This window comes from Caulobacter sp. GW821-FHT10A06 (genome assembly GCF_059415805.1).
On the sequence record NZ_JBWKNY010000006.1, the window covers coordinates 138,839 to 151,238 of the forward strand.

Annotated in this window: 14 protein-coding genes; 11 read left to right on the plus strand and 3 right to left on the minus strand. The window is 67.5% G+C overall.

What is annotated here, in order from left to right:
* The first annotated feature begins 17 nt into the window (after nt 1-17).
* The gene (locus AC07NF_RS18765) at nt 18-827 is read left to right on the plus strand and encodes an RNA methyltransferase (RefSeq protein ID WP_494629730.1); all 810 of its coding nucleotides are present in this window, start codon (nt 18-20) and stop codon (nt 825-827) included.
* Here the strand turns inward: AC07NF_RS18765 and AC07NF_RS18770 are convergent.
* Entirely contained in the window at nt 824-1,795 is a 972-nt protein-coding gene (locus tag AC07NF_RS18770) for an alpha/beta hydrolase (RefSeq protein ID WP_494629733.1), read from the minus strand. The two genes, AC07NF_RS18765 and AC07NF_RS18770, sit on opposite strands and share 4 nt — an antisense overlap.
* 118 nt (nt 1,796-1,913) lie before the next feature.
* On the opposite strand from AC07NF_RS18770, the gene AC07NF_RS18775 reads away from it, so the two are divergent.
* Together AC07NF_RS18775 and AC07NF_RS18780 are read left to right on the plus strand one after the other, a co-directional pair.
* The gene (locus AC07NF_RS18775) at nt 1,914-3,188 is read left to right on the plus strand and encodes a DUF1254 domain-containing protein (protein ID WP_494629737.1); all 1,275 of its coding nucleotides are present in this window, start codon (nt 1,914-1,916) and stop codon (nt 3,186-3,188) included.
* A gap of 71 nt (nt 3,189-3,259) precedes the next feature.
* A complete protein-coding gene (locus AC07NF_RS18780) occupies nt 3,260-4,258 on the plus strand; it encodes an alpha/beta fold hydrolase (protein ID WP_494629741.1) in 999 nt (332 codons plus the stop codon).
* On the opposite strand, the gene AC07NF_RS18785 is transcribed toward AC07NF_RS18780, so the two are convergent.
* Nucleotides 4,248-5,270: an oxidoreductase gene (locus AC07NF_RS18785; RefSeq protein WP_494629743.1), complete on the minus strand. Its 1,023-nt coding sequence runs from the start codon at nt 5,268-5,270 to the stop codon at nt 4,248-4,250. The genes AC07NF_RS18780 and AC07NF_RS18785 overlap by 11 nt on opposite strands.
* A 147-nt stretch (nt 5,271-5,417) precedes the next feature.
* Between AC07NF_RS18785 and AC07NF_RS18790 the strand changes: the two genes are divergently transcribed.
* The 8 genes from AC07NF_RS18790 to htpX all read left to right on the plus strand — a co-directional run bounded on the left by AC07NF_RS18790 (nt 5,418) and on the right by htpX (nt 11,260).
* Entirely contained in the window at nt 5,418-6,527 is a 1,110-nt protein-coding gene (locus AC07NF_RS18790) for an S-(hydroxymethyl)glutathione dehydrogenase/class III alcohol dehydrogenase (RefSeq protein WP_494629745.1), read from the plus strand.
* 146 nt (nt 6,528-6,673) lie between these two features.
* The gene (locus AC07NF_RS18795) at nt 6,674-7,609 is read left to right on the plus strand and encodes a class I SAM-dependent methyltransferase (protein ID WP_494629749.1); all 936 of its coding nucleotides are present in this window, start codon (nt 6,674-6,676) and stop codon (nt 7,607-7,609) included.
* 19 nt (nt 7,610-7,628) lie between these two features.
* A complete protein-coding gene (gene fghA, locus AC07NF_RS18800) occupies nt 7,629-8,462 on the plus strand; it encodes an S-formylglutathione hydrolase (protein ID WP_494629752.1) in 834 nt (277 codons plus the stop codon).
* 51 nt (nt 8,463-8,513) lie between these two features.
* Nucleotides 8,514-8,690, plus strand: a complete 177-nt coding sequence (locus AC07NF_RS18805; protein WP_492817147.1) for an antitoxin — start codon at nt 8,514-8,516, stop codon at nt 8,688-8,690.
* On the plus strand, nt 8,642-8,944 hold the full coding sequence (locus AC07NF_RS18810; protein WP_494630663.1) for a type II toxin-antitoxin system RelE/ParE family toxin: 303 nt from the start codon (nt 8,642-8,644) through the stop codon (nt 8,942-8,944). Before AC07NF_RS18805 ends, AC07NF_RS18810 begins: the two co-directional genes overlap by 49 nt.
* A gap of 162 nt (nt 8,945-9,106) precedes the next feature.
* A complete protein-coding gene (rpsD, locus tag AC07NF_RS18815; RefSeq protein WP_291877282.1) occupies nt 9,107-9,724 on the plus strand; it encodes a 30S ribosomal protein S4 in 618 nt (205 codons plus the stop codon).
* A gap of 280 nt (nt 9,725-10,004) precedes the next feature.
* Entirely contained in the window at nt 10,005-10,307 is a 303-nt protein-coding gene (locus AC07NF_RS18820) for a TFIIB-type zinc ribbon-containing protein (RefSeq protein WP_494629757.1), read from the plus strand.
* Between the two features lie 11 nt (nt 10,308-10,318).
* On the plus strand, nt 10,319-11,260 hold the full coding sequence (gene htpX, locus AC07NF_RS18825) for a zinc metalloprotease HtpX (RefSeq protein WP_494629761.1): 942 nt from the start codon (nt 10,319-10,321) through the stop codon (nt 11,258-11,260).
* On the opposite strand, the gene AC07NF_RS18830 is transcribed toward htpX, so the two are convergent.
* On the minus strand, nt 11,257-12,399 hold the full coding sequence (locus AC07NF_RS18830) for a serine hydrolase domain-containing protein (RefSeq protein ID WP_494629764.1): 1,143 nt from the start codon (nt 12,397-12,399) through the stop codon (nt 11,257-11,259). The genes htpX and AC07NF_RS18830 overlap by 4 nt on opposite strands.
* Nucleotide 12,400: the final 1 nt, after the last annotated feature.

Consider the following 12,400-nt stretch of genomic DNA (forward strand, 5'->3'; position numbering starts at 1 on the left):
GGCGGCAAAGGGTGCGGATGACCGAAGACTTCAAGCCTGTCCCGCCCAAAGTCACGCCCCCATGCGTGATCCTGAACGAGCCCCAGCTGGCCGAGAACATCGGCTCGGTGGCCCGGGTGATGGCCAATTTCGGGCTGTACGAGCTGCGCCTGGTGCGGCCGCGCGACGGCTGGCCGCAGGAACGGGCCTGGGCCAGCGCCTCGGGCGCCAGCTGGCCGCTCGACGACGCCAAGGTGTTCGACACCCTAGAAGCGGCGATCGCCGACCTGAAGCTGGTCTACGCCACCACGGCCCGTCCGCGCGAGACGCGCCTGCCGGTCTACACGCCGCGGGAAAGCGCCGGCCACCTGGCCGACGAAGTCGCCAACGGCCGCAAGGTCGGCCTGCTGTTCGGGGGCGAGCGCGCGGGTCTCGAGACCCACGACATCGCCCTGTGCCAGGCCATCGTCTCGATCCCGATCGACGAGCGTTTCCGCTCGCTGAACCTGGCCCAGGCGGTGTCGATCAACGCCTACGAATGGAAGATGACCCAGGACGATCGGCCCTGGAAGAAGTTCGAGCACAATGTCGAGGAGCCCGCCGACCAGGCCACGCTGCTGGGCCTGTACGAGCACCTCGAGGGCGAGCTGGACAAGGCCGGCTTCTACCATCCGCCGGAAAAGCGCCCCTCAATGGTCCGCAACCTGCGCGTCCCCTTGGCGCGCGCCCGCCTGACCGACCAGGAGGTCCGCACCCTCCGAGGCGTGATCACCGCGCTCAGCAAGGGCCGGGGTCGCGTGCTGGCCAAGCTGGCGGCGAAAAAGGCGGCCGAGAGCGGCGAGGTCTAGCGCCCGGCCAGGAAGGCGTTGACCGCCGCGTACAACGCGTGGCGGCCCGTCTCCAGGTGCAGCAGGTGCGTGCCCTCGGGGATCTCGACGAAGCGGCGCTCCAGGCCTGGCGGCAACTCGGCCAGGAAGCGTTCGGCGTCGCTGGCCGTCGAGGAGCTGTCCCAGGCGCCGCGCACCACCATCACCGGGACCTTCAGCCTTGCTGGGTCATAGGGCAGCTTGCCCGACCAGGCGTCCAGCACGTCGGCCGACGGACCTGACGGAACCTTGACCGCCGGCGGTGAGCGTTCGGTCGCGCCAGGGTCCGACGCCAGATAGGCCGCTGCCCAGGCCGGGAAATCGGCCTCCTCCAGCACTGGCGCATGGCCGGCCGGCACGTCCTTGATGAAACGACGGTGTTGCTGGTCGTTGGTGACCAGGCTCCAGGCGGTAGGCTCGGTTCCACCGGGACCGTCGCGGCGCAGGATCGGGCCAAAGAGCACCAGGCGACTGACCTGCTCGGGATGTAGCTCGGCAAAGCGCGTCGCCGGCATGGTCCCCCACGAGTGGGCGATGATCGCGACGCGCTTCGCGCCGGTCTCTCCGCGGATCAGGGCGACAGCACGCTCGATCTGCCGGACGGCGTCCTCGGTGCGGCCCAGCGGAGCGCCTGCCTGCGGGCCGTTCATCGCCGGATAGCGCTCCGATCCGCCGTAGCCCGCGAAGTCCAGGCCGAAGGCGTCGTAGCCAGCGTCGTTCAGCGCGTCGGCCCAGGATCGTCCACCGAAACGGAACATCACCGACAGGGCCGAGGGGAAGCTCGCGCCATGCACATAGAGCACCGGCTGACTGCGGTCGCCGGAAGCGGGCGGCTGCTCACGCACCAGCAGGCGGGGGCTCTCCGGCAGAACATGCTGGCGCTCGGCGGCCAATGCGGCGGGCGTGATCGCCAGGGCGAGGATGGCGGCGAGCAGGGCGGTCTTGGGCATGGGCGTCTCCTTCGCTCTGGCCATTGCCATGCCCTGAGAGGCCGATGCTTCGGCCCCGCTTGAACTGTGGCGCTTCTCGCGGTCAACTCCCTTCAAACAAATGTTGGGGAGGCCTGAGATGAACCGTCGGGAATGGCTGGCCATGGCCGGCGCGCTGGGGCTGGTCCCGTCCCTGGCGCGGGCCCAGAGTGATTCGACCGCCGCGCGCGACGCCTGGCTCTACGCCCTGCCGCTGATCGAGATGGCTACGACGCGGGCGCGCTTGTTGAAGGCGCCCGGCGCGGCGATCAACAGGATCTCCCACACCCGCACCCTGTCGGACCACAACGCCCGCTGGGTGACGACACCCAACAACGACACGCTGTACTCGTCGGCCTTCCTGGACCTGACCAAGGGGCCGGTGACCCTGACCATCCCGGCCCTGGGCGAGCGCTACTACTCGGTCGCGGTCATGGACATGTTCACCAACAACAACGTGGTGCTGGGCACGCGCACGATCGGCGGCAAGGGCGGGACGTTCACCCTGGTCGGACCGGGCCAAGCGTCCAGCGGGCCGAACCCGACGCGCATCGCCACGCCGCACGCCTGGCTGCTGGTCCGCACGCTGGTCAATGGCGAGGCCGATCTAGACGCCGCCCACAAGGCCCAGGACGGCTTCGTCGTGAAGGGACCCGCCGGTGGTCCGGTCGCCGCCTATGCCAATCGCGACGCCAAGCCGGCCGACTATTTCGCGACGGCTCGCGGCCTGCTGGCCAGCGACCCGGCCCCGCCGACCGACCTGAAGATCTTGGCCCGCACCGGCGCTTTCCTGGGCGCGGGACCCTATGACGAGGCCGCCGCAGCGGCTGGCGTCGAGCAGGCCCGGATGATCACCATCTTCGCCAAGGGGCGGCAGGCCTTCGTCGGCGGCTGGTCGTATCCGCGCCCGAACCTGGGCGACTACGGCCAGGACTATCTCTATCGCGGCATCGTCGCTCTGCAGGGCCTGGGCGCGCTGCCGCCAGCCGAGGCGATGTACATGAAGGCCGCCGGCGATGACGGGGCGGGGAACTTCACGGGCGACGGCCTCTATCGCCTGAGCCTGCCGGCCCAGATCCCGCTGGACGGCTTCTGGTCGCTGTCGATGTACGAGGCCATGCCCGACGGGCAGTTCTTCTTCACCGACAACCCGATCAAGCGCTACACGATCGGCGACCGCACGCCGGGCCTGAAGCGCAACGCCGACGGCGCGCTGGACATCTGGATCGGCCGCACCGACCCCGGCGGCGACCGCAGCGCCAACTGGCTGCCCGCGCCGAAGTCGGGTCCGTTCGCCCTCTATCTGCGCGCCTATCTGCCCAAGGCCGAGCTGCTCGGTGGCACCTTCCGCTTCCCGGCGGTGGTCAAGGCCTAGCGAACGCCCAAGCGGCGCCATGGAATCGTCCCGTTCGCCGCTGAAGCTCTGGTTGAGCTTCAAGCGGAGGGATGATGCGTGGGTTTGTGATCGGTCTGTTGGTGTGCCTGTGGCCGGCCTTGTCGTCGGCCCAGGCGGTGGTTCCGGCCATGACGGCGGGCAGTCCGGAGATGCTGGACAAGCGCCTGGTCGATATCGGCGGAGGCCGGCGGCTGAACATGGTCTGCATCGGTAAGGGTTCACCGACGCTGGTCTTCGAACAGGCTTTGGGCGGCACGATCCTGGACTGGCAGCACATCCAGGTCGAGCTCAGCAAGACCAACCGCACCTGCTTCTACGACCGCGCCGGCTATGGCCAGAGCCCGGCCTCGGACCAGCCCCGCACGCCCCAAAACGTCACTGACGACCTGCACGCCCTGCTGCGCAAGGCCGGGGTGCGTAAGCCGTTCGTGCTGATCGGGCACTCGATCGGCGGGCGTTACGCGCCCTACTATTACGAGCGCTTCCCCAAGGACGTCGCAGGCATGGTGTTGGTCGATCCGGGCTTCTACGGCCAGGACGACCTGGGCCTGTCGCCCAGCGAGCAGACGTTCTTCGACGGGCTGCGCGTGAAGGCGCTGGAGAAGTGGTCGAACTGCGCCGCTAAGGCCCGCAGTCACGAGATGACGCTGGAGGCCCCGCAGGGCTGCTTCGGGGCCAAGCTGCCGTACTACACGCGCGACGAGGCGGCGCGGATGCTGCCCGTCTATCAGCGGCCCGAGCGGTGGGAGACGATCGCGTCGGAATACAGCCATATCGACGAGGACACGGGACCGAAAAAGGACTGGGGCGCGCTGCCGCTGCTGGTGCTGACACGGACCCAGTTCCCGCCCACGCCCGGCGCGACGGATTTTTTCAACCAGTCCGTCGAGGCTGTGGTGAAGCGCGGGCACGCGGCGCTGGCGGCGCGGTCCAGCCGGGGCCGGAACATCACCGTGCCGAACTCCAACCACTACATGCAGGCCAACCAGCCCGAGCCTGTCCTGGCCGCGATCCGCGAGCTCATCGCGGAGGTGAAGGCTACGAAGTGAGGAGCTCGCGGCGCTCCTGGGCGCTGCGCATGGCCAGGTCCATGACGGTCATGGTCGCCAGGGCGTCGGCGGGGTTGGATGGGTTCGGACCCGCGCCATTCAGGGCGTCGCGCAGGGCGGCGTAGAAGGCCAGGTAGTCGCCGGGCAGGCTGGTGAACGCGCTGTCGTCCCCGACGCGGAGCAGGGCGCCCGGACGCGGATCGACGCCCCAGCCTTCGCCGCCGGGTTTGGCGCCGGCGGCCAGGGCGGCTTCCTGCGGGTCCAGGCCGTGCTTGACGAAGCTGCCGCCGGTCCCGTGCACCACGAAGCGCAGGTCGTTGGTCGGCGCCAGCTGGCAGGCGTGCAGCACGACCCGCAGGCGCGGATATCGCAGCAGCACGTGGCAGTAGTCGACGGCCTGGCCGCCGTCCTTCTGCACGGCGAAGTCGGCATAGACGCCGACCGGCATGCCGAACAGCTGCAGCGCCTGGTCAACGAGGTGCGGACCCAGGCCATACCAGGTCCCAGCGCCGGCCTTCTCCTTCCACTGGTCGACGACCACGGGGCGGAAGCGGTCGTAGCGGGACTCGAAGTGCGTGACCTCGCCCAGGGCGCCGTCGGCGATCAGCTGCTTGATCGTCAGAAAGTCGCTGTCCCAGCGGCGGTTGTGGAACACGCTGAGCAGCTTGCCTTCGTGCTGGGCCTGCTCGGCCAGGGCCTGGGCGTCGGCCAGGGTGGTGGCGAACGGCTTGTCGATCAGCACCGCCTTGCCCGCCGCCAGGGCCGCGCGGCCGTGCTGGGCGTGGACGGCGTCGGGCGTGGCGACCACGACCAGATCGATGGCGGGGTCGGCCAGGGCCGTGGCGACGTCGGGAATAACGGCCGCGCCCGGATGGTCCGCCGCCACTTGGTCCGTCCGCGAGGTGACCACGGTCTTCAGCGTCAGGCCCGGTGTGGCGGCGATCAGCGGCGCGTGGAACACCTTGCCCGCCATGCCGTAGCCCAGCAGGGCGACGTTGAGAGTCTTGGTCATGGGCAGCTCCTACGGCGAAGGTTCGGGACCCTAGTTGTTCGATGAACCGTGGTCACGACGGCGGGCAAAAAATGGGTGCGGATCAAGGCTCGACCCAGCGTCGCTTCGACGGCAGATTGCGCGCGTTCGCTCTCCAGGAGACTTAAGATGAAGACCCGCGCCGCCGTCGCTTTCGAAGCCAAGAAGCCGCTGGAAATCGTCGAGGTCGACCTGGAAGGTCCCAAGGCCGGCGAGGTGATGGTCGAGATCAAGGCCACCGGCGTCTGCCACACCGACGCCTACACCCTGGACGGCCTGGACAGCGAAGGCATCTTCCCCTCGATCCTGGGCCACGAAGGCGCGGGCGTGGTGGTCGAGGTCGGGGCCGGCGTCACCAGCGTGGCGGTCGGCGACCACGTGATCCCGCTCTACACGCCCGAGTGCCGCCAGTGCAAAAGCTGCCTGTCGGGCAAGACCAATCTCTGCACGGCCATCCGCGCCACCCAGGGCAAGGGCCTGATGCCGGACGGCACCAGCCGCTTCTCGTACAAGGGCCAGGCGATCGCCCACTACATGGGCTGCTCGACCTTCTCGAACTACACGGTGCTGCCCGAGATCGCGGTGGCCAAGATCCGCAAGGACGCGCCGTTCAAGACCGCCTGCTACTGCGGCTGCGGCGTGACCACCGGCGTGGGCGCCGTCACCAACACCGCCAAGGTCGAGCCGGGCGCCAACGCCATCGTCTTCGGCCTGGGCGGCATCGGCCTGAACGTCATCCAGGGCCTGAAGCTAGTCGGCGCCAACATGATCATCGGCGTTGATCTCAATCCCGCGCGCGAAGAATGGGGCCGTAAGTTCGGCATGACCCACTTCGTCAATCCGACGGACGTGCAAGGCGATCTGGTCGCCCACCTGGTGGCCCTGACCGACGGCGGCGCCGACTACACCTTCGACGCCACCGGCAACACCGGCGTCATGCGCACGGCGCTGGAAGCCTGCCACCGCGGCTGGGGCGAAAGCATCATCATCGGCGTGGCCGAGGCGGGCAAGGAGATCTCCACCCGTCCGTTCCAGCTGGTCACCGGCCGCGTCTGGAAGGGCACGGCCTTCGGCGGCGCGCGGGGCCGGACCGACACGCCCAAGATCGTCGACTGGTACATGGACGGTAAGATCCAGATCGACCCGATGATCACCCACGTCCTGCCGCTGGAAGACATCAACAAGGCCTTCGACCTGATGCACGCCGGCGAGAGCATCCGGACCGTGGTGACGTTCTAGGCCCCGAACGGGAATCGCCGCAGTCGAGAGACGCGTTGGCGGGCGCGTCTCCCGCAGGTTTCGATCACACGCCACGGGTGCTTATGTCGTTCCTCAAGAGGTTCCAGAAACGCGCCGAGACCTTGCCGCCCGCGCTTGAGCCACCCGTGCTCGAGCCGGCGGTGGTCGAGGCTGTGACGCCGGAGCCCGAGCCCGTCGCCGAGGTTCCGCAGCCGTCGCCGATCGATCCCGCCGTGGAAGAGGCGCGCGGGCTGCTGGCGGCGCGGGACGAGGGGCGACTGTTCGTCTCCGACTATCCTTATGAGATGCGGCAGCGGCCTTACGCCAAGTCGGTCGGCGGGCGGAAGATCGTCGACCAGCTGGTCGCGTCCCATCCGCGCATCAACTTCTGGCTGGATCAGATCCAGCACTACCTGCCCGACCTGAAACGCATCCCCAAGATCCCCGAGGGTGACGAGCCCGGCTGGATCAACGGCATGTTCCCGACCCTGGACGGCATGGTGCTGTACGCCATGGTCCGCACGCTGAAGCCGGCGACCTATCTGGAGGTCGGGTCCGGCAACTCGACCAAGTTCGCGCGACGCGCCATCCGCGACGGGGGCCTGTCCACCAAGATCATCTCGATCGACCCCTATCCGCGGGCCGAGGTCGACCGGATCTGCGACAAGGTCATTCGCCGCCCGTTCGAGAAGGTGCCGGACCGCCTGTACGGCGATCTGCTGCAAGCCAACGACATCGTCTTCATCGACAACAGCCACCGCAGCCTGCCCAATTCGGACGTCACGGTGTTCTTCACCGAGACCCTGCCGGCCTTGCCCGCCGGGGTGATGTACGGCCTGCACGACGTGTTCCTGCCGAACGACTATCCGCAGGCCTGGATGGACCGGTTCTACAGCGAGCAGTACCTGCTGGCGGCCTACCTGCTGGGCGGCGCCGGCGGGGACCAGATCGAGTTTCCGGGCATCTACGCCTCGGACGCCAAGGTGTTCAGGCCGACCCTCCTGCCGCTCTATCGCCGCAGCGCGTTCAAGGGCGCGGCCAAGCACGCCGGCGCCTTCTGGCTGCGACGCGGCGAAAGCTAACCATCGAACGGATGGCGACATGACCCTGGAAATCCTCAACACCCATCGCGTCCACGGCGGCGCGCTGCGCTATTGCCGGCACGCCAGCGCCAGCACCGGCACGCCGATGAAGTTCACGGTGTGGACCCCAGACGGGGAGGGGCCTTTCCCCTATCTCGTCTGGCTGTCAGGCCTGACCTGCACCGAGGACAATTTCACGGTGAAGTCGGGGGTCTACGCCTATGCCGCCCAGCACGGCGTGGCGATCGTCGCGCCGGACACCAGCCCGCGCGGCGAGGGCGTGGCGGACGATCCGGCCTACGACCTGGGGCAGGGCGCCGGCTTCTATGTCGACGCCACCCAGGCCCCTTGGGCGCCGCACTTCCAGATGTATTCGTACGTCACCAAGGACCTGCTGGAGGCCGTCGACGGCGCCTTCCCGCTGGATCCTGCGCGGCGCGGAATCTTCGGCCACTCGATGGGCGGTCACGGGGCGCTGACCCTGGCGCTGCGCAATCCGGACCTCTTCAAGTCGGTCAGCGCGTTTTCGCCGATCGTCTCGCCGCTGAACTGCCCGTGGGGCGACAAGGCGATGACCGCCTATCTCGGCCCCGACCGCGCTGCGTGGCGCGCGCATGACGCCTGCGCGCTGATCGAGGACGGGGCGGGCGAGGCGTTCGATGAGATCCTGATCGACCAGGGCCTGGCCGACAGCTTCCTGGAAAACCAGCTGAAGCCCGAACTGATCGAAGCCGCCGCCGAAAAGGCCGGCCGCAAGGTCACCGTCCGCCGCCAGGACGGTTATGACCACAGCTACTTATTCATCACGACCTTCATCGGCGAGCACTTGGAGTGGCACGCTCAAAGATTGTAGTTTCTGGCTTCTGACCGTTGAGGGCGCATGGCGATCTGCTATGCTGCCCTCATGGTTCCCGAACCCTCCATCTTCGAGATCGACGAGGAAGCCGAAGCGGCCGCCGATGCGGAAGGCATGGCTGACATCGCCGCCGGCCGTGTGGTGCCGCACGAAGAGGTGGCGGCCTGGCTCGACACCTGGGGAACGCCAGACGAGCAACCCGCGCCAGCCAAGTGGCGCAAGTAGTCTGGACAAAACGCGCGCTGGCCGACCTGATGGCCATTCGCGAATATATCGGACAGTTCAGCCCATTGGCCGCGCAACGCATGGCCGTGCGCTTGAGGGGGGGCGTCGAGAGCTTGGCGGATCATCCAGAGCGTGGCCGCGGAGCGACCGCCACGCTGAGGGAACTGGTCGTCGTGCCGCCCTATGTGATCCGCTACTATTTCGGTGACGGGATCGTGCGTGTCGTCCGTATCCGGCATGCGGCTCAGCTATAGTCCGCCAACATTGACTCCCCAGCCTCTCTCCCTCATAAGCGACCCCTTCACGCCGCCGGCTCGCCGGACGGCGCGAAAACCGCATGACGGATTGACCCGAAGCCGCCGTTGAGATCGCACCTCCTTTGGGGGAGCCGGCCCGGATCGAAAAAAGAGTGACTTATGTCCAAGCGCCATAGCGCCAAGTACAAGATCGACCGCCGCATGGGTGAAAACCTGTGGGGCCGTCCGAAGTCCCCGGTCAACCAACGCTCGTACGGTCCCGGCCAGCACGGCCAGCGCCGCAAGAGCAAGGTTTCGGACTTCGGTCTGCAGCTGCGCGCCAAGCAAAAGCTGAAGGGCTACTACGGTAACCTGACCGAGAAGCAATTCTCGCGCACCTACGAGGAAGCTGCTCGCCGCAAGGGCAACACCTCGGAGAACCTGATCGCTCTGCTCGAGTCGCGCCTGGACGCCATCGTCTATCGCGCCAAGTTCGTGCCGACCGTGTTCGCCGCCCGCCAGTTCGTGAACCACGGCCACGTGACCGTGAACGGCAAGCGCGTGAACATCCCGTCGTACCGCTGCAAGGCCGGCGACGTGATCCAGGTCCGCGAAAAGTCGCGCAACATGGCTCTGGTCCTCGAAGCCGTCGCCTCGAACGAGCGTGACTTCGCCGAGTACGTCTCGGTCGACGCCAAGAGCCTGTCGGCCACCTTCGTCCGCGCTCCGGAACTGTCGGAAGTTCCGTATCCGGTGAAGATGGAACCGAACCTGGTCGTCGAATTCTACGCTTCGTAAGCGTCGGATCCGAACCAACGGAAAAGGCCCCGGAGCGATCCGGGGCCTTTTTTGTTGCGCCCCTTAAGGGACGGAGCCCCCTTGAAAGGCTCCAGAGGCTACCCCAGCTTTATAGGGCGGGACCGGGCCCCTCTGGCGAGTGATGCAAGCACTCGTGATGTCGGACCGCATCGGGTGTTCTCGATGTCACTGGGTCCGGCCGCCTAAGCCCCCCCCTCCCTGAAGGCGCCGCCTCCGACACGAGGACACCCGATCCATCTCTTTGGACCGGAGGTTTTGTATGCCCCTTCTGATGTGCCCCAACTGCGACGGCTCCATGCAGGCCGTGCAGCGCGCCGGCGTCGAGTTCGACATGTGCCCGCGCTGCCGTGGCGTCTGGCTGGACCGTGGCGAGCTGGAAAAGCTGATGGTGATCGAGCGCGAGGAGGTCCAGGCCGCCTATGCCGAGCCCAGGCCCTACAAGCGCCCCGACCACTATGCCGACCACAAGCGCCCCGACCACGATGACGACGATCACCGTCGCCACGGCGCGTACGGCCAGCACAAGAAGAAGCGTTTCGACCTCTTCGACATCTTCGACTGACGACAAGCACGATGAACCACTTCAAGACCTACATGCTGCTGGCGGGCCTGACGGCTCTGTTCATGGGCGCGGGCTACCTGATCGGCGGGCCGACCGGCATGCTGATCGCCCTGGCGTTCGCCCTGGCCCTGAACGCCTTCTCGTACTGGAACGCCGACAAGATCGTGCTGCGGACCTATGGCGCGCAGGAGGTGGACGAGAGCCATCCCGAGCCGCTGATCCGCAACTATGTGGTCGACGTCGTGGAGATGGCCCAGAAGGCCGGCCTGCCGCGTCCGCGCGTGACGGTCATCGACAACGCCCAGCCCAACGCCTTCGCCACCGGCCGTGACCCGGCCCACGCCGCCGTCGCGGCGACCACGGGCCTGCTGCAGCTGCTGACCCGCGACGAGATCCGCGGCGTGATGGCCCACGAGCTGGCGCACGTGAAGAACCGCGACACCCTGGTCATGACCGTGACGGCGACCATCGCCGGCGCGATCTCGGCCCTGGCCAATTTCGCGTTCTTCTTCGGCGGTTCGCGCGACGAGGAGGGCAATGGCGGCGGCATCGGCGGGATGATCGGCGCGATCGCCATCGCCATCCTGGCTCCGATCGCGGCCATGCTGGTGCAGATGGCCATCAGCCGGGCTCGCGAATACGAAGCCGACCGCATCGGCGCCCAGATCGGCGGCGACCCGGCCGCCCTGGCTCGCGCGCTGGAGAAGATCGAAGCCTATGCGCGTGGCGGCTACGTCAATCACGACGCCGAGCGCAATCCGGCCACGGCCCACATGTTCATCATCAATCCGTTGGCCGGGAAGGGCGCGGATAATCTGTTCTCGACCCACCCCTCGACCCAGAACCGCGTCGAGGCGCTGATGCGGCTGGGCGTTGGGCAAGGCGCGCGGCGTCCAGCCGTGCCGGTCACGGCTTCGGTCGTTCCGCCGAGCAATCCGGGCCCCTGGGGCTAGGGCGCGGCCACCGGCAGCTTGCGGGGATATTCCCAGGCCCAGGGCGTGCCGAGCTCGCCCAGCACGGACTTGACCAGCGTCGGATAGAGGCGCTGGCCCAGGCCGCTGTTGCTGAGCAGGACGACGCAGCGCTTGCCCTTCTCGACGCAGCCGACGTGGTTGTCGGTGATGTCGTTGTGGCCGCCCTTGAAGAAGGCGTGGCCCTGCGGTCCGTCATAGACGACCACGCCGATGCCGGCGGCCAGGCCGATCTTGGCGTTGTCGGGGTTATCCTTGATCAGGAACGGTGGGAACTGCGCCTCGCTGACGATCGGGAAGCTGGCCTTGTCCAGTTCGGCGCGGGCTTTGGCCGACAGACCCCAGCCCGAGACCATGGCCGCCGCCAGCTTGCTCATGTCCGCGATCGTCGTGTCCAGCGAGCCAGCGGCCTTGACGCTGGAGCGGTCATCGTGGGCCTCCCACTTGCCGTCCTCGTGCACGCCATCGGCCAGGTTGCCCTTGAAGTCGTCGCGCCAGATCATGCTGGAGCGGGTCATGCCCAGCGGCTGGAACAGGCGGCGGTTCATCTCGTCGCCGACCTTGACGCCCAGGCTCTCCTCGATGACGACCTGGGCCAGGTTGATGCCCTCGTTCGAATAGGCATAGCGGCTGCCTGGCTCGAGATTGAAGCGGAACTTGTTCTCCGGATCATAGAACCGCTGGTCGGCCAGGCCCGAGCTATGGGTCAGCAGGCGGCGGAGGGTGATGGTCTTCCAGCGCTCATCGACGCCCAGGTCGGCATATTTCGGATAGGCGGGCAGGGGCTTGGGCAGATAGTCGGCGATCGACTTGTCCAGGTCGATCTTGCCGTCATCGACCAGCATCAGGACGTAGTAGGCGAAGGTCATCTTGGTCAGCGACGCCGCGTACATGATCGTATCGGTCGTCAGCGGATCGCCCTTTTCGTTACGCACGCCCTTGGCGACGACGTGGGTGACCTTGCCGTTGTCGATCACGGCCACGGCCAGGCCGGGGATCTTGCCGGCGACGATCAGGCGATCGATCTCGGCGTCGAGTTTCTTGTAGTCGGAAGCCGCGTGGGCGGGCGCAGCGAGGACGGTGGCCAGCGACGCGGCCAACAAAGCACTACGAAGACGCACG